This window comes from Arthrobacter globiformis (assembly GCF_003261175.1).
GTDB lineage: Bacteria > Actinomycetota > Actinomycetes > Actinomycetales > Micrococcaceae > Arthrobacter > Arthrobacter globiformis_A.
This window is the reverse complement of sequence record NZ_QLNP01000102.1, coordinates 1-17,022: the sequence shown is the minus strand read 5'-3', so window position 1 is coordinate 17,022 and position 17,022 is coordinate 1. Positions and strand designations below refer to the sequence as shown.

15 protein-coding genes and 2 pseudogenes are annotated in these 17,022 nt (G+C 67.6%); 11 read left to right on the top strand and 6 right to left on the bottom strand.

Annotated features, from left to right (window positions below; all coding sequences use genetic code 11):
• Positions 1–38: 38 nt before the first annotated feature.
• The 8 genes from DBZ45_RS19505 to DBZ45_RS19470 all read left to right on the top strand — a co-directional run bounded on the left by DBZ45_RS19505 (position 39) and on the right by DBZ45_RS19470 (position 9,011).
• Entirely contained in the window at positions 39–1,028 is a 990-nt protein-coding gene (locus DBZ45_RS19505; RefSeq protein WP_111905488.1) for a LacI family DNA-binding transcriptional regulator, read from the top strand.
• 2 nt (positions 1,029–1,030) lie between these two features.
• Complete coding sequence (locus DBZ45_RS19500; RefSeq protein ID WP_111905487.1) at positions 1,031–2,011, top strand: 2-hydroxyacid dehydrogenase; 981 nt, start codon at positions 1,031–1,033, stop codon at positions 2,009–2,011.
• Positions 2,008–3,225 carry a D-mannonate dehydratase ManD gene (manD, locus tag DBZ45_RS19495; protein ID WP_111905486.1) on the top strand — a complete coding sequence of 406 codons (1,218 nt, stop codon included), beginning with the start codon at positions 2,008–2,010 and terminating at the stop codon, positions 3,223–3,225. Before DBZ45_RS19500 ends, manD begins: the two co-directional genes overlap by 4 nt.
• Positions 3,226–3,227: 2 nt before the next feature.
• A complete protein-coding gene (locus tag DBZ45_RS19490) occupies positions 3,228–4,763 on the top strand; it encodes a mannitol dehydrogenase family protein (protein ID WP_111905485.1) in 1,536 nt (511 codons plus the stop codon).
• The gene (locus DBZ45_RS19485) at positions 4,760–5,812 is read left to right on the top strand and encodes an alcohol dehydrogenase catalytic domain-containing protein (protein WP_111905484.1); all 1,053 of its coding nucleotides are present in this window, start codon (positions 4,760–4,762) and stop codon (positions 5,810–5,812) included. The genes DBZ45_RS19490 and DBZ45_RS19485 overlap by 4 nt, the downstream gene beginning before the upstream one ends.
• Positions 5,813–5,863: 51 nt before the next feature.
• On the top strand, positions 5,864–7,255 hold the full coding sequence (locus DBZ45_RS19480) for an MFS transporter (protein WP_111905483.1): 1,392 nt from the start codon (positions 5,864–5,866) through the stop codon (positions 7,253–7,255).
• A gap of 110 nt (positions 7,256–7,365) precedes the next feature.
• The gene (locus DBZ45_RS19475) at positions 7,366–8,052 is read left to right on the top strand and encodes a bifunctional 4-hydroxy-2-oxoglutarate aldolase/2-dehydro-3-deoxy-phosphogluconate aldolase (RefSeq protein WP_111905482.1); all 687 of its coding nucleotides are present in this window, start codon (positions 7,366–7,368) and stop codon (positions 8,050–8,052) included.
• Entirely contained in the window at positions 8,049–9,011 is a 963-nt protein-coding gene (locus DBZ45_RS19470) for a sugar kinase (RefSeq protein WP_223257174.1), read from the top strand. The genes DBZ45_RS19475 and DBZ45_RS19470 overlap by 4 nt, the downstream gene beginning before the upstream one ends.
• Positions 9,012–9,055: 44 nt before the next feature.
• Here DBZ45_RS19470 and DBZ45_RS19465 read toward each other — a convergent pair whose 3' ends face one another.
• The 3 genes from DBZ45_RS19465 to DBZ45_RS19455 form a co-directional block, all read right to left on the bottom strand.
• Positions 9,056–9,616, bottom strand: a complete 561-nt coding sequence (locus DBZ45_RS19465) for a DM13 domain-containing protein (RefSeq protein ID WP_111905481.1) — start codon at positions 9,614–9,616, stop codon at positions 9,056–9,058.
• 108 nt (positions 9,617–9,724) lie between these two features.
• Positions 9,725–12,235: a sensor domain-containing protein gene (locus DBZ45_RS19460; RefSeq protein ID WP_111905480.1), complete on the bottom strand. Its 2,511-nt coding sequence runs from the start codon at positions 12,233–12,235 to the stop codon at positions 9,725–9,727.
• 122 nt (positions 12,236–12,357) lie between these two features.
• Positions 12,358–12,996, bottom strand: a complete 639-nt coding sequence (locus DBZ45_RS19455) for a GOLPH3/VPS74 family protein (protein WP_111905479.1) — start codon at positions 12,994–12,996, stop codon at positions 12,358–12,360.
• Between the two features lie 104 nt (positions 12,997–13,100).
• Here DBZ45_RS19455 and DBZ45_RS19450 point away from each other — a divergent pair.
• The 3 genes and pseudogenes from DBZ45_RS19450 to DBZ45_RS19440 all read left to right on the top strand — a co-directional run.
• Positions 13,101–13,427: pseudogene (locus tag DBZ45_RS19450) on the top strand (aldehyde dehydrogenase family protein); the annotation flags it as partial.
• A 126-nt stretch (positions 13,428–13,553) separates the two neighbouring features.
• Positions 13,554–13,853, top strand: a pseudogene (locus tag DBZ45_RS19445) (DUF3100 domain-containing protein); the annotation flags it as partial.
• A 303-nt stretch (positions 13,854–14,156) separates the two neighbouring features.
• Positions 14,157–14,609, top strand: a complete 453-nt coding sequence (locus DBZ45_RS19440; RefSeq protein ID WP_111905478.1) for a hypothetical protein — start codon at positions 14,157–14,159, stop codon at positions 14,607–14,609.
• A 2-nt stretch (positions 14,610–14,611) separates the two neighbouring features.
• Here the strand turns inward: DBZ45_RS19440 and DBZ45_RS19435 are convergent, their stop codons facing one another.
• The 3 genes from DBZ45_RS19435 to DBZ45_RS19425 are packed head-to-tail and all read right to left on the bottom strand — an operon-like array spanning position 14,612 to position 17,019.
• Positions 14,612–15,124, bottom strand: coding sequence for a gluconokinase (locus DBZ45_RS19435; RefSeq protein WP_111905477.1), 513 nt, complete (start codon positions 15,122–15,124; stop codon positions 14,612–14,614).
• 21 nt (positions 15,125–15,145) lie between these two features.
• Positions 15,146–16,249: an L-idonate 5-dehydrogenase gene (locus DBZ45_RS19430; protein WP_111905476.1), complete on the bottom strand. Its 1,104-nt coding sequence runs from the start codon at positions 16,247–16,249 to the stop codon at positions 15,146–15,148.
• Positions 16,249–17,019 carry an SDR family oxidoreductase gene (locus DBZ45_RS19425; protein ID WP_111904666.1) on the bottom strand — a complete coding sequence of 257 codons (771 nt, stop codon included), beginning with the start codon at positions 17,017–17,019 and terminating at the stop codon, positions 16,249–16,251. The genes DBZ45_RS19430 and DBZ45_RS19425 overlap by 1 nt, the downstream gene beginning before the upstream one ends.
• Between the last annotated feature and the right edge of the window lie 3 nt (positions 17,020–17,022).

Below are 17,022 nucleotides of genomic sequence, written 5' to 3'. Positions count from 1 at the left end.
TTGATGGGAAGGGTTTCAACGAAGCAACTGGAGGACCGATGGCGGCAAAACTCACGGACGTCGCAAAGCTCGCGGGCGTCTCGCTCGCCACGGCGTCACGGGCGTTCGGCGACCCCGGCCGCTTGGCCGCTGAAACCCGGCAGAAGGTCATGGACGCGGCCGCCCAGCTTGGGTACGACGTCCCCGGGCTGAACGGCAGCCGCACGTTCGGCGTCGTCGTTCCGGACATCTCAAACGCCGTGTTCGCGGCACTGATCAAGGCCATCCAGGACCAGGCCTGGCACGGCCGGCACCGCATGGTCCTGGCCGACACCGGCGAATCCTCCGCCCGCGAGCGCGACCACCTCGCGGCATTCGCCACCGGAGTGGACGGCATCATCCTCTGTTCCCCGCGCCTCCCGTCGGAACAGATCCATAACCTGGCCGGCAACGCACCGCTCGTCGTGATCAACGGCGAGGCTGACCAGGCCGCCCGCGTACTGATGGAGGCCGGCGAAGGGATCCGGCAGGCCGTCGAGCACCTTTACGCCCTCGGCCACCGCAAGCTTGCCTACATTCCCGGCCCGGCATCCTCCTGGGCCAACGGCCAGCGGCTCGCGGCCATCACCCGCCTCTGCGGGGAATGGGGCATCGAACTGGTCACCGTGGGCAACCAGAACGCCACGGTCGACGGCGGCCTGGCCGCCGCCGCTTCGGTCGTCGCCAGCGGCGCCACCGCCGTCATCGCCTACAACGACCTCGTCGCCATCGGCATGCTCGCCGGCGCCCGGACGCTCGGCTACCACTGCCCCGAGGACATCAGCGTGGTGGGCATCGACGACCTCGACATCGCCGCGGCCGCCGAACCCGGACTCACCTCCGTCCGCGTCCCCATCAATCGCAGCGGCGCCCTCGCCCTCGAACTCCTCCTGGAACAGATCGCCGGCAAGCCCACCGCCACCGAGGCGGTCCACCTCAACTCGCAGCTCATCGTGCGCGGCTCCACGTTCGCCGCACGCACCGCCGACCAAACCCTCCAGGGAAAGTAACCATGAGAATCGTCATCGCAGACTCCAACCTGATGCCCCAGCGCGCCACCTTCGAGGCGGCACTGCCGGAAGGCACCGTCACCTCCTGGCACGACAGCTGGAACGAACACTCCGTCCTGACGGACCTCAAGGACGCCGACGTCTATGTGGGACCCAAGTTCACCGCCGCCATGGGCGCCGAAGCACGGAACCTCCGGCTGGTGCACGTGGCCGGAGCCGGCTACGACGGCATCGACGCTGATGCCCTCCCCGCCGGATCTGTCTGCGCCAACACCTTCCACCACGAAGGCTCCATCGCCGAGCACATCGCTACCGTGCTCGTCGCCCTCCGCCGCAACCTGCTGGGGCAGGACGCCGCCCTGCGCACCGGCGTCTGGTCCTCCTCGGTCTACTCCCCCGACATCCGCCAGCCGGAAACGCTGCGCGGCGCCGTGGTGACCTTCCTCGGCTTCGGCCACATCGGCAGCGCCGCCTGGAAACTGCTGCAGGCGTTCGGCGCGGAAGGCATTGCCATCACCCGCAGCGGATCCGTCGACGCGGAGGAAAACTCGCTGCGCTGGACCGGCGCCACGGACCGCCTGGGCGAGGCCCTCAGCGAATCCGATGTGCTGGTGGTCAGCATCCCGCTCGACGCCGGAACCACCTCCCTGATCGGCGCGGCCGAACTGGACGACCTCGGCCCCGACGGGCAGATCGTCAACGTCGCCCGCGGGCCCGTCGTCGACGAAACCGCGCTGTACGAGGCCCTGAAGGACCGCCGGATCGCCGGCGCCGCCATCGACGTCTGGTACCAGTACCCGGGCTCCGACGGCCGCGGCGAACCCTCCGCCCTGCCGTTCGGCCGGCTCGACAACGTCGTCATGACCCCGCACTCCTCCGGTGTCACCGCCGAAACCTTCCGCGGCCGCGCCCGCGAGATCGCCGAAAACATCACCCGTCTGTCCGCAAACCAGCCACTGAAGAATGTAGTGATTTCCCGATGACCCGAAAAATCGTCGACGTCGACGTCCTCGTCACCAGCCCCAGCCGCAACTTCGTCACCCTGAAGATCACCACCGACGACGGGTTGATCGGCTGGGGCGACGCCACCCTCAACGGCCGTGAACTGTCCGTCGCCAGCTACCTCCGTGACCACCTCGCCCCCGCCCTGCTCGGCCGGGACGCCGACCGCATCGAAGACACCTGGCAGTACTTCTACCGTGGCGCCTACTGGCGGCGCGGACCGGTGACCATGGCCGCCATCGGCGCCATTGACCTGGCACTGTGGGACATCAAGGGCAAGGCCCTGGACGTCCCGGTCTACCAGCTGCTGGGCGGCGCCGCCCGGGACAAAATCCTCACCTACACCCACGCGACGGGCTGGGATGTGCCCGAGCTCCTCGACTCCGTGGACCGCCGCCGGGAACAGGGCTTCCGCGCCGTCCGCGCCCAGTCGGGCGTACCCGGGCTGGACAAGGTCTATGGCGTAACTAAGGGCGCTGCCAGCTACGAGCCCGCCGGCCGCGGCGCCGGACCGGTGGAAGAGGACTGGGATACCTCGGCCTACCTCCGCCATGCCCCGAAGGTCCTGGCAGCGGTCCGCGAGCATGTCGGCCCGGACCTCAAGCTCCTGCACGACGTCCACCACCGGCTCAATCCCACCGAAGCCGCCCGGCTGGCCAGGTCCTTGGAAGACGTGGACCTGTTCTGGCTCGAGGACGTCACGCCAGCGGAAAACCAGCGGCTCCTCCGCACGCTGCGCCAGCAGACCACCATCCCGCTGGCCATCGGCGAGGTCTTCAACACCATCTGGGACTGCGAGCACCTCATCACCGAACGCCTCATCGACTTCATCCGCACCGCCGTCGTCCACGCCGGAGGCATCTCCCACGTCCGCAAGATCCTCGCCCTGGCGGAGGTCTACCAAATCAAGGGTGCCCCGCACGGCCCCTCCGACGTCTCGCCGATCAACCTCTCGGCCTCACTGCACCTGGGTCTGGCCACCAGCAACTTCGCCATCCAGGAATACATGGGCTACGACCCCCTGGTGTCCGAGGTGTTCCAGTCCAGCTTCCGCTTCGAGGACGGCTACCTCCACCCCGGCGACGAGCCCGGCCTCGGCGTGCACGTGGACGAGGACGCGGCCGCCCGCTTCCCCTACAAGCAGGCGTACCTGCCCATCGCCCGTGAGCTCGACGGCTCCATGAAGGACTGGTAACCATGACCTCCGCGTCCATTCCCCCGCTGTCCGCGGCCACTCCCGGAATTCTGCGGCGGCCGGCTGCACCGGCTGCCGGCATCGTGCACCTGGGCTTGGGAAACTTCCACCGGGCCCACCAGGCCGTCTACACCGACGCCGCCATCGCCGCCCACGGCGGAGACTGGGGCATCATCGGGGTTGCCAGCCGCTCCTCCGCCATCCCGGACGCCATGCACGCCCAGGACATGCTCTACACCGTGGTGGAAATTTCGCCTGAAGGCTCGCAATTCTCCGTTCCGCGGGTCCACACCGACGCCTTCACCGCCGCCGCTGACCCTGTACGCGTGGTCAAGGCCATCGGGAACGCGGGCACCCGGATCGTGTCCCTTACCGTCACGGAGAACGGCTACAACTACACTCCCGCCACCGGCTCGCTGAACCTGCAGGACCCTGCCATCCGGCACGATCTCGCCCACCCGGGGTCACCGCAGACGCCGATCGGGCAGATCGTTCGCGGCCTGCAGCACCGTTCCCGGACCCACGCCGAACCGGTGACCGTCCTCAGCTGCGACAACCTTGCGGAGAACGGCCACCACACGAAGCGGCTGGTCCGGGAATTCGCCTCCCTGTTGCCGCCCGCCGAAGCCGCCGAGGCCCTGGCCTTCGTCGACACGCTCACCAGCTTCCCCTCCTCCATGGTGGACCGGATCGTGCCAGCCACCACGGAGCACTATCGCCGCCTGGTCGCCTCGCAGCGCGGCTACAAGGACCGGATTCCGGTCCCGGCCGAGCCGTTCACCATGTGGATCGTGGAAGACAACTTCATCGCCGGACGCCCCACGTGGGAAGCCGGCGGAGCGGTGTTCTCCAGCGAAGTGGGCGGCTACGAGCAACTGAAAGTCCGCCTGCTTAATGGCACCCACTCCCTCATCGCCTACCTCGGAGCCCTCACCGGCGCCGTCACCATCCCCGAATCCGTCTCGCACCCGGCCATCGAACTGGCCGCCCGGTCCGTGCTGCGCAACGAGTACCTGCCCAGCGTCTCGGTACCGTCCGGCGTGGACGTGGACGCCTACGAGGAACAGCTCTTCTCCCGCTGGCGGAACACGGCACTGGGCCACCGCACCAGCCAGGTAGGCTCCGACGGGTCCGTCAAACTCCGCCAGCGGATCCCGCTGCCGGCGCTGCAAATGCTCGGCGACGGCCGGATGCCGCAGCTGTTGGCCCTCACCACCGCCGCGTATCTCGCATGCATCGCCCCGCTGCCCGGGTTCGACCCGGGGCCCCAGGCGCACGCCGTGGAGGACCCGGCCCGCGGGCTGCTGGCAGGACTGGCATCAGGGTCCCGCTCGGGCGGGGACCTCGCAAGCAAGGTCCTTGGCGACCACCATCTCCTTGGCGAGGAACTGGCCGAACGTGACGACTTCATCCTGCGCACCGGCGAGTTCATCGACATCATCCACTCGGCGGGGCCGCTGAGCGCCCTCGCCGAAGCCCGCACTGCCGCTTCCCTCACTCCCGCCCCGTCCCTCCAAACCACACGGAGCACGCCATGACCACCCACGCCATCCCGTCAACCGCCAAAGCCGGGCTTCCCACCGGCACGCAGGCCGCCGTGCTGCACGGCGCCCGCGACCTGCGGATCGAGCATAAACCCCTGCCCGCCCTCGGACCGCAGGACCTGCTGGTCGAAATGAGGTCCGGCGGGATCTGCGGCTCGGACATGCACTACTTCGCCGACGGCCGCAACGGCACCAACGTGCTGCGCCAGCCCACCGTCCTGGGCCACGAGGGCGCCGGCGTCGTCATCGCCGCCGGACCGCAGGCCACCGTCGCTGCGGGCACCGCCGTCGTCATTGAACCGGCCCTGCCCTGCCGCGAATGCCCCACCTGCCTGTCGGGACGCTACAATCTCTGCCCGGCCGGAAGCTGCTTCGGCTCCCCTCCCACCGACGGGCTGTTCGCCCGCCACGTGGTGGTGCCCGAAGCCGCCGTCCACCGGCTGCCGGACACCATCCCGGCCGACATCGGAGCGGCGATCGAACCGCTCGCCGTCGCTGTCTGGGCCGTCGAACGGGCGCAGGTCGAGAAAGGCCACCGCGTGCTGATCACCGGCGCCGGGCCCATCGGCCTGCTGGTCGCCCAGGTAGCCGCCGCCCGGGGCGCCGCCGAAATCGTGGTGACGGACGTGAACGACGACCGCCTCGCCGTCGCCACCAAATTCGGTGCCACCCGCACCATCAACACCGCAACCACGCCACTGGACCTGGCGGACATGGACCGCCTGATCGAATGCTCCGGCAACACGAAGGCCCTCGCGGACGGCATCCAGACTCTGGCGCCGGCCACCCGCGCCACCGTCGTCGGCCAGGCCAAGCCCACCGTGGACGGCATCCCGCTCGGGTTACTCCAACGCTACGAGATCGACCTCGTCACCGCGTTCCGCTACGCCAACGCCTTCCCGACGGCGATCGAACTCGCCTCCTCCGGCGTCGTTGACCTGCCGTCCATCATCACCAGCACGTTCCCGCTCGACGACGCCGCGGCCGCCCTCACAGCCCCGGTGGCCGACCCCACGAACCTCAAAGTACTCATCACCTACTGACCGCTGGTTGAGCTTGTCGAAACCAGGACATCCATTCAAAGGAGTTTGGAAATGACCACAGCAGCACACCTTCCCCCAGGGGAAGTGGACCAGAGCAAAGTCCGGAAGGCCGCCGTCGCCGGCCTCATCGGCACCACCCTCGAACTGTATGACTTCGTCATCTACGGCACCGCCTCGGCGCTTGTTTTCAGCAAACTGTTCTTCCCCAACGTTTCCCCCGCTGCCGCGCTGATTGCCAGCTTCACCACCTTCGCCGTCGGCTTCCTGTTCCGTCCGCTCGGCGGCATCTTCTTCTCCCACTTCGGCGACCGCCTCGGCCGGAAGTGGATCCTCGTGGTCACGCTGCTCCTGATGGGCGGCGCCACCCTGGCCATCGGTCTGCTGCCCACCTTCGACCAGATCGGCCTTCTCGCCCCGGTCCTGCTGTGCGTGTGCCGCGCAGCCCAGGGCTTCGGCGCCGGTGCCGAACAATCCGGCGGCGCCACGCTGCTCACCGAATCAGCAGCCCCCGGCACCCGCGGCAAGCTGGCTTCCCTGATCATGGTCGGCGCCGCAGCCGGCACTGCGCTCGGTGCGCTGGTGTGGATCGCCGCCCAGTCCCTGGCTCCCAACGACATGCTCACCTGGGGCTGGCGCCTCGTCTTCCTCTCCAGCATCTTCGTCACTATCGCTGCGCTGGTCATCCGGCGCAAGCTCGATGAGTCCCCCGTGTTTGAAGAGATCAAGCAGGCCCGCACCGAACCGCCCGCACCGCTCAAGGAGGTCGCCAAGCACGGCAAGGCCAACGTCCTGCGCGTCATCCTCATGAACTTCGGCGTCAGCACGCAGTCCTACACCATCCAGGTGTTCATGGCCTCCTACCTGATCACCGTCGTCGGAACCGATCCCAAGTTCATCCCGCCGGTACTTCTCATCGGTGCGCTCTGCGGCGGTGTTGCGGCAGTCTCCTTCGGAATCCTGTCCGACAAGATCGGCCGCCGCCGCGTTGTCTCGCTGATCACCGGGGCGCTGATCCTCTTCCCGGCACCGGCGTTCATGCTCCTGACCACCGGCTCTCCCGTGGCCATCGTGCTGGTAATCATCGTGGGCTTCATGCTGGCCTGCCAGGGCGTGGTGGGTGTGCACATGAGCTACTTCCCGGAGATCTTCGGCAGCCGCTACCGCTACGCCGGCGTCACTCTGGGCCGCGAATTCTCCTCGATCATCGGCGGCGGCATCGCACCGATGGTCTGCGCCGGACTGCTCGGCCTCTTCAGCAACTCCTGGATCCCGGTGGCCATCTACATGTCTCTGACCATGCTCGTCAGCTTCGTCGCCACGCGGCTCTCCCCGGAGACCGTGAACCGCGACCTGACGGACCCGGAGGACGCCCGCCCGAACGGCGGCGTGGTCGCCAACCCTATGGTGACGGCTGACCTGGCCGCCGCCCGCACCGCCAAGTAACTCACCCCATCCATAGCTGATAGTGCACGACGGCGGCACGCGCCGCCGTCGTGCACTTCCAGTTCTCCTTCACTCACCACCGCAAGCCCGCCACCCCCAAAAGGAATCCCATGCTCCGCCTCGAAAATCCCGGCACTGCGTCCCGGCCGGCACCCTCCGCAACCCTCCGCGAAACCCGAGCCGTGGCCGTCCTCCGTGCCCGGCACGCCTCGGACTACGCGCCGGTGATCGAGGCGCTGCAGCGGGGCGGTGTGCTCAGCATCGAACTCACACTCAGCACGCCCGGCGCCTGGGACGAACTGCCCCTCCTGCAGGAGCGGTTCGGGGACTCGCTCGAGATCGGTGTCGGCACCGTGACGGAAGCGGACGAGGCCGAGACGGCCCTCGACCTGGGTGCGGCCTATATCGTCACACCTGTCACCGATCCCGGCGTCATCGAAGCGTGCGTTCGCCGCGGTGTTCCGGTCTACCCGGGCGGCCTGACCCCCACGGAGCTGCACGCCGGCTGGAAACTAGGTGCCACCGCCGTCAAGGTCTTCCCGGCCTCCACGGTTGGTGCCGGCTACGTTTCGCAGCTGCGCGGCCCGTTCCCGGACATCGAGGTGATCCCGTCCGGCGGCGTCAACATCGAGGACGTCCCGGCCTGGATCGGGGCCGGCGCGCTTGCCGTAAGCCTCGGCGGCCCGCTGCTGGGTGATGCCTTCAAGGGCGGTGACCTGCAGGACCTCACGGCCAGGGCGAGGCGGGTCCGCGAGCTGATCGACGAGACCGCCGAGCAGCTGGGGGCCGGTAAGTGAGCGATCGCACGAGCCCGGCACCGTACGTCCTCACGTTCGGCGAAACCATGGCGCTGATGCGCGCCGACCAGGTAGGGCCTCTCGCGCACGCCTCGACCATGAGCCTGGGCACCGGCGGCTCCGAGTCCAACGTCGCCATCGGCCTCCGCCGCCTCGGCGTGCAGTCCGTGTGGTGCGGCCGGGTCGGTGCGGACAGCCTTGGCCAGCTTGTAGAGCGCGAGATCCGCGCCGAGGGCGTGGACGTCCGTATCACCGTCGACCCTTCCGCCCCGACCGGACTGATGATCAAGGAACGCCGGACTCCTGACGCGCAGCGCGTGAGCTACTACCGTGCCGGGAGCGCCGGCTCCCGGATTTTGCCGGCGGACATTTCCCAGGAGCTCATCGCCGGCGCCGGGCTGCTGCACGTCAGCGGCATCACGCCCGCCCTGTCGGCCCAGGCGGCAGCGACTGTCCGGCACGCCATCGAAGTGGCCCGGGCGGCGGACGTTCCCGTGTCCTTCGACCTGAACTTCCGCGGCAACCTCTGGTCCACAGAGGGCGCCGGCAGTGTCTACCGCGACCTCATCCCGCTCGCGGACCTCGTGTTCGCCGGGGAGGACGAGGCTGCCATCGCCGTCGGTCCCGGTGAACCGGAGGAGCTCGCCCAAAGAATTGCCGCCTTCGGGCCCAGCCAGGCCGTGATCAAGCTCGGTGCCGCCGGAGCCCTCGCGCTGATTGACGGCGAGGTGTTCCGGCAGGCGGCTGTTCCCGTTTCAGTGGTGGACACGGTCGGCGCCGGCGACGCCTTCGTGGCGGGCTATCTTGCCGAACTCATGGAAGACCGCAGCCCCGAGGAACGCCTCCGCACCGCCACGGCAACCGGCGCCTTTGCCTGCCTGGTCCCCGGCGACTGGGAAGGCTTCCCCCGCCGCCACGAACTCGCGCTCCTGGAGGCAAAGGAGCCAGTCTCCCGCTAGCGGGCCCCTCCCCCTTCCCCTGAAGTTTAATCGGCAGCGCTGGCTCACTTGGCGAGCTGGGCCGCTCCGAAGGAAACACTGAACTGGACGCACCACAGATCCACCGACTTGAACCTGGCCAGGTCAAGCCCGTCGGGGAGCGCGTAGACCTGGTTGCCCTGGTTCCCCTTGATCACCCCCAAGTCGAAGTGTTCGGCGGAACCGGCCGTGAACCAGCCCGCTGTTCCCTCCACCACATCCGCGGCGCTGAGCCAGACGTGCACATCCGGGCCGTTGGACGTATCGAGGTTCTCCAAAGTCAACACGCGCTTCCCGCCGGGCTGCTGAATTATCCGGACTGTTCCTGTGGTGGCATGTTCGTGGCTGATGAGCGAGCCTTCGGCAAGTTGAACCGGCCCTGCAGGTTCCGTGGCGGGGGTTTCGGAGGGCGGCTTAGCGGTGGCGGAAGGGGCCGCCGGCGACGCCACAACTGTGGGCAGTTGCTCATCGACCCGCACGTCGACAAACAAAAGCCACGGCTTGAACAAGGCGAGTCCCAACGCCAGCACGGCAACACCCACAGCGGCGGCGATCAACCAGCGGCGCTTGCGAGTGCGGGCCTCCATGCTGCAAATCTACACCCGCCCTCGGAGGCGAGTTTTCGTTCACTTGTCGCCACCTAACGTGCGTTATGAGGCCAATATGTGGGCGAAAACTCGCAACCGAAAATGAGGCTACCCGACGCGGGGCATCCGTTCCCCTGCTGACATCCCGGACGGCATCGGGGCGGAAATCGCCGCGGGAAGCTTGGCCGGATGGGACTGCAGCCAGGCCGGGATCCCCTCTGCCGGCAACGGCTTGCTCCACAGGTAGCCCTGCGCGAGGCGCACACCCAGCCGGCGGAGTTCGGCCAGCTGTACGGCGGTCTCCACGCCTTCGGCCACCACGTCAAGCCGCAGGCTCTCCGCCATGCCGAGCACGAGTTCGATGATCGTGGCCCCATGCGGATCCGTTCCCAGCTCCTCGACGAAGGTGCGGTCGATCTTGAGGGTGCGGGCCGAGAGCCACTTGAGGTAGCTCAGCGACGAGTAGCCCGTGCCGAAGTCATCAATGGACAGGCCCACCCCAAGGCGGGCCAGCCGCTGCAGAGTTTCCTTGGGCAGGTCCGGCTGGTCCATGAGGACGGTCTCGGTGATCTCCAGGTGGACGGCGGCCGGGTCAATGCCGGTGTCGCGGATCGCCGATTCCACGATATCGGGAAAGTCCCCGGCCACGAGCTGGCGGCCGGAGATGTTCACCGCCGCCGTGAAGTTCTCCGCCCCGGGAACCTGCGTGCGCCACTGCTGCACCTGGCGCAGCGATTCGCGGAGCACCCAGGCGCCGATTGGCAGGATCAGGCCCGTTTCCTCGGCGATGGGGATGAAGGCATCCGGCATGATCGGGCCGTGCTCGTGGTGGTGCCAGCGCAGCAACGCCTCAAACCCAACAGCTTCCTCAGTGGAAACGTCGATGATCGGCTGGTAGTTCAGTGAAAGCTCATTGCGTTCCAGCGCCAGCCGCAGGTCGGACTCGAGGTCCAGGCGCCCGGTGGCCCGTCCGGTCATGCGCACGTCGTAGATCGCCGATGAATCCCCGCCAGCGGATTTGGCCCGGTACATGGCGGCGTCGGCCCCCTGCAGCATCGATTCTGCGGTGTCCTCCTCGTCCGCCAACGCGATGCCCACGCTGACATTAAGGTAAATCTGCCGGCCATCCACATCGAACGGCTGCCGGGTCGCATCGCGGATCCTTTCGGCCACGGCCTGGGCCCCGCTCATCTGCAGGTTCTCGCAAATCACCACGAATTCGTCGCCGCCGAACCGGCCCACCGTATCGCTACTCCGGACGGCAGTCTTCAGCCTCTCCCCCAGCTGCACCAAAATCGTGTCGCCGGCGCCGTGGCCGATGCCGTCATTGATCAGCTTGAACCGGTCGACGTCGACGAACATCACCACCGGGCGGGCGGTTCGGTCGAGGAACCCCTGCAGGACCTCCGTGACCATGTACCTGTTCGGCAGGCCGGTCAGGGCATCATGGCGCGCCTGCCACTCCAGGATCTGTTCCGCGTTCTTCCGGTCTGTGATGTCCAGGACGGTATCGAGGAACCGGATCGGTTTGCCGTCGGCGCTCTTCATGCTCCTGATGCGTGAGTGAAGCCACCGCTGTTCGCCGGTGGGCCGGACGATCCGGTACTCGAAGTCGGCGAAGCCAAGTCCGTGGTCCAGGCGTGTCCACACTTCGCGGACACGGTCCCGGTCCTCGGGGTGCGCCCGGGCAAGGATGGTTTCCCTGTCCCTCGGGCCATCTGCGGGCATTCCCAGGATCCGGTCGAACTCCTCAGAATGCCACGTCTCGCCGGTGGCCACCGTGTGCTCAACGCTGCCAACGTGGGCCATCTCCTGGGCAGCCAGCAGCCGCTCGCGTTCGGCTTCGGCCGCGGCTTTCAGGCGCTGGATCTCCGTGATGTCCCTGGCAATGGCGGACGCCCCCACCCGGATGCCGTCCTGATCGTAGACGGGGGACACCGTCAGTTCGACGTCGATCACTGACCCGTTCTTGCAGCGCCAGCGGGCCTCCACACCGGTGACAAACGCCCCGTTCCCCGAACGGGAGGTGACTTCCGTACCGAAGTAGGCGCCGTCGTCGGCCGTCACCAGCCCATGAGTTTGCCCCACAGCCTCCCAGGAGCTCCAGCCGAGCATCCTCGCCGCCCCCGCATTCCAGCTGGTGATCTTGCCGGTAAGGTCAGCACCGATGATGGCATCGCCGGACGATTCGACCATGGCCGAGAGCCTGCGCAGGATCGCCTCCGTGTGCTTGCGGTCCGTGATGTCTTTCGAAATCGCCACGACCGCCACGGGCACGGTGTGCCGGCCCCTGATCCGGCTGACTGTCGCGTGCACCGGAAACTCCCGGCCTGTGCTGTGGCGCACCCACAGTTCACCGGCCCAGTCCCCGCCGCGGGCCACCCTGTGCGCGATTTCCAAGTCCGTGGCAGCTTGGCCCCGCTCCTTGGCACCGTCCACGATGCCCAAGTCCATGATCTTCAGCCCCAGCGCTTTGTCCGCGCCCAGACCGTACAACCGCTCCGACGCGCGGTTCCAGTACGTTATGCGCCAGTCGCCGTCCATGCCGATCACCGACTGGCCGATCTCGTCCAGCAGCAACGACTGCATCACCAAGTCGTCGCGATGTTCCCCAGCCATAACCCCTCCGACAGGTGCTCCCCCGATGGCAGCGCGCTAAGACACGCTAAGAGGCGGGCCCGTTTGCTTAGGAACCGTGCTGGAAGTAAATCAGGAGGCTGTCTTTCCCGCAAGGGTATGGGCTACGTGGCGGCCTCCGCCTCCGCGAGCCGGATCATGCGAAGCTCATCCCGCACCGCACGGGACGGCCAATGGTCTCCGGTCAAATCCCTGAGCCGGGCGGGACCAGCCCCCGGGGAAAGCTTGTCCATGAGCCCTGCCGCGTGCAGCAGTCCAATCAGCGCAACGGTTCTGGCGTCCGACGCCGATCCGTTGAGTACGCTTTCGATCCTCGCCAGAAGTGCGGCCTCCGGAGCGTGGTCCTTCTCCGGGTAGCGGGTGGTCCTGAAGACGCCAAGATGCTTCTCGCCCACATGGTTCACGACGCCGAGAGCTGCCATCCCCTCATAGACACGGTGCAGTTCGGCGCGGCTTTCCAGCATGGCGATCCACCGCCGCGGACTGTGCGGCCGCGACTTGTCGTGGATCAGCTCCCACTGGTGCTGGAAGTCAGATTCCGGCGGGGCGCCGGTGGCTCTCACGTGCTTCCCTTGCAGCTGGATTGCGCCCAGCAGGTCCAGCTCGGCCAGGATCGCACCGGCCAGGCCTGCTTTGAGTACGCTCTGCGGCACTTCCGGCTCGCCGTCCTTCTCATTCGTCGCCAGAAGAAGGAACGCCTGCGGCAGGTTCAGCTCCCCTGGGCCCGGATTTTCGCTGGTCATACCTTCATGGTGGCGCGGTCACCCCACCGCTGCAACGGACGATGTGGAACGGGATCTACAGGCGGGAAACCAAAAGACCCTTTTCGCAAACGGCATTGCAGAGTACCGTGGAGGTCTTCGGGCCCGTCGTCGGGGCCGATGCCTTCGACACGGAGGCCGAGGCGATTGCCCGCGCCAACAACACCAACTTCGGCCTGGCCGGCGCGGCGTGGACCTCGGATGCGTCCCGCGCCCACCACGTGGCACGGCAGGCCGGCACGTTCTGGATCAACTCCTACAAGACCATCCACGTCGCTGTTCCGTTCGGCGGCTTCGGGGACTCCGGCCACGGCCGCTCCTCCGGCCTGGGCGTCCTGGACGAGTACACGCAGACCAAGGCCATCTGGGTGCCCACCCGTGCAGCAGGCGCCCCCTTCCCGTCCCTCTCCTAATGTGTGGACCTGGTGCGCCAACTCCTGCACCCGCGGTTTCCACCTGCTTGCTCCCTCGGCAAGTGCCGAGCGCAGGTTTGGCTGGCCGGGTGCTGGTTCTGTCAGTTCCATGAACAAGCCTGCCCTATTGCCCTGGCCAAGCTCACCAAGAAGATCTCGGCGATCGTCTACATCACCACCATCGGCGCCTACATCTCAAGCCCGTGGTTCTTCGGCGCCGCAGCACTCGCCGGGCCCATCAAGTCGGTCGACTTCCTGTCCATCGCCACGGTCATGCTGACCCTCGCCGGCCTGTCCCTGGGCAAGGACATTCCGCTGTTGAAAAACATCGGCTGGAAGATTATCCCCGTGGGCCTGGTGGCCGTCACCGCGTCGTTCCTGCTGTCCACAGTCATCGCGGAGTTCGCCCTCGGGCTGTGGCACTAGCGCCCTAACGCTTAAAAGGAAGCGGACGACGGCGGGCCCTCCCGCCGTCGTCCGCTTCCTTTGTTTTTGGCTCTTGTCAGGGCAACCGGTACGTGAGTATGGTGCGGCCAGCCGGGCTTTCGGCCGCGCCGGATGATCGGCAGTCCGGAAGTCTGGCAGTACAGCGCGGCGCCCCAAACGGCGCCGCCGTCAGGGGACATGACGCGCGCAATCATGGCTCCGTACTTCCAGGCGCCCGCTCACCGCGGTGGCACGGCCACGGGCGACGCAGGACGCCCCGCTTCCGATTAAAGGGAGAACCTGATGTTAGGCACCACAAGCCGCCTCGCCGCCGTCGCTCTCGCCGCCGGCCTGATGGGCATCGCCGCCCCCGCCCACGCCGCCCCCGCGACGCTCGTTAGCGCGGGACCCGGAATCCTCGTCGCCGACGGCGCCGCCGTCGATATTCCGGTGACCTTTGTCTGCGACACCGATCCCACCCTGCTCATCGCGGTACCCGTCATCCAGCTCACCCAACGAGTCAGCGACGGACGGCTGGCCGCCGGCTTCGGAAACGCACAGCTCAGCTGCACCAGGCAGGCCCAGACCGTCACCATCCGGGTGGTTCCCAACCTGATGGCGTTCAACGAAGGCACGGCCGCGGCCACCGTCGTTCTGCAAAGCTGCAACGCGCAGTTCCAGTGCTCCGCAGAGGTTCATAACACCGAGGTGAAACTCGCCAAGGGCACGGCCTCCGGGATCCTGCCCCAGAGGTAGGGCTAGGAAAGTTCCAGCTCGCGGACGATGCCGTCCACCAGCGATGCCGGATCGCCGAGGATATCCACGGCAATATGCGCCTCATCGTTTCCCAGCGGCTCCAGCGTGGCAAGCTGCGAAGCCAGGAGGCTGCTGGGCATGTATTCGTGCGCCCGGCCGCTGATCCGGCCCGAAATGGTGGCGGCCTCGCCGGAAAGGTGGACGAACACCAGGTCGGGTGCGTAGCTCCGCAGCAGGTCCCGATAGCGCCGCTTCAGCGCCGAGCAGGCGATAATGCGCTTGCCCGCTCCGTCGCCGGGCGTTGCCAGGGCGGCGCCAATCTCGGCGAGCCACGGTGCCCTGTCCTCGTCGGTTAGCGGCGTGCCGCTTGCCATCTTGGCCTTGTTGGCCGGCGGGTGAAAGTCATCCCCGTCGAAGAAGGGCACGCCGAGGCGCTGGCCCAGCAGCGCACCCACGGTCGACTTTCCGCAGCCGGAGACGCCCATGACAACCAGGGGCGGCAGGTTCGTGATCATTGTTGTACTTTCTTGCCAGGTTTAGCCGGCGAAGTTGAGGAGGACTTTGCCGGATTGGGCGGAGTTGCGGGCGATGTCGAAGGCGTTGAGGGCGTCGGTGACGGGGTAGTCGTGGGTGATGACGGGCCCGATGGTGAGGGTGCCGTCGGCGAGGGCGGTGATGACCTCGTCGATTTCGTCGTTGAACCGGAAGGAGCCTTTGAGGTCCAGTTCGCGGGTGATGGCCAGGGAGATCAGGACCGGCTGCGGGCCGGTGGGCAGCAGCCCGACCATGACCACGGTCCCGCCCCGGGCGGCGCCCTGGATCGCGGAGGCCAGGCCGTGGTGGTTCCCGGAGGATTCGATCACGACGTCGGCCTGCACCCTGGCGATCGCCTCACCATCGGCGGCGTTCAGGGTCTCGTCCGCGCCCACCGCCGTGGCGATCTCCAGGGGTTTGGCGTGCATGTCCACCGCGACGATCCGGGCAGCGCCGGCACGTTTGAGGACCGCGACCACCAACGCCCCGATCGGGCCAGACCCGATCACGAGCGCGGTCTTGCCGGCCACGTCCCCCGCCCGTGCGACCGCGTGCCAGGCCACACTGGCCGGTTCGATCAGGGCCGCGGTGCGCAGGTCCAGGGTTTCGGGCAGGGCCCGGAGCATCCTCACCGGCAGGTTCACGTACCGGCTGAACGCCCCGTCAGTGTGCGGGAACCGCGCCGCAGAGCCCAGGTACGTGCACCCCGGTGACAGGTTCGGCCGGTCCGCCGGGTACCTTGGCGCGTCCGGGCCCGTCCCGGGGCCCGGGGTGGCCGGGTGCACCGCCACCGGGGTCCCGGCGGCCGGGCCGGAACCGTCCGCGGCAGCCCTGACCACCCGGCCGCTGATCTCATGGCCCAGCACCAAAGGCGCCTTCAGGATCGACTCCCCCGCCGCGCCGTGCAGCCAGTAATGCAGGTCCGACCCGCAAATCCCCCCATACAGCACCTCGATCACGGCCTCGTCCGGGGCCGGGGCCGTCAGCGGGACATCATCGATCCGCAGATCCCCCTTCGCATGCGCGACCACCGCCGGACCCGACACCGGCAGTTCCGTTGCCGCTGCTGCCGTTGTTTCTGCTGAAGATTCTGTTGTGTGTGTCATCAGACCACCACCGTCATTCCGCCGTCGATAAAGATTGTCTGCCCGTTCACGAAATCAGACCCGCTGGAGGCCAGCCACACCGCCGGGCCGGCCAAATCCTGCACCGTGCCCCACCGCGCCGCCGGGGTCCGGCCCAGGATCCAGGCATTGAACTGCTCATCGTCCACCAGGTTCTGCGTCATCTCGGTATGGATATACCCCGGCGCGATCCCGTTGATCTGCAGCCCCGCACCAGCCCACTCCGCGGTCATCGCCCGGGTCAGGTTCCGCAACCCGCCCTTCGCCGCCACATACGGGGCGATCGTGGGCCGGGCCAGGTCCGTCTGCACCGAACAGATGTTAATGATCTTCCCGTGACCCCTCGGAATCATGTGCCGGGCCGCCTCCCGGCCCACCAGGAAGGCGCTGGTCAGGTCCGTGGAGATCACCCGCTCCCAGTCCTTCACGTCCAGCTCCAGCATCGGCACCCGGTGCTGGATCCCGGCGTTGTTCACCAGGACCTCCAGCGGCCCCACATGCTCCTCGACCCAGGCCACCCCGGCCGCGGCCGCCGAATCGTCCGTGACATCAAACGCCACACCGTGCACCCGGCCCGGCGCGTACTCAGCCGCCATCACCGCCTCCGCAGCCTTCAACCGCTCCGGATTCACCCCGTTCAACACCACCGTCGCACCCGCATCAGCCAACGCCCGAGCCAACGCATTACCAATCCCCCGGCTCGAACCAGTCACCAAAGCAACCCGCCCGGTCAAATCAAAAAGTGAAGTCATGAA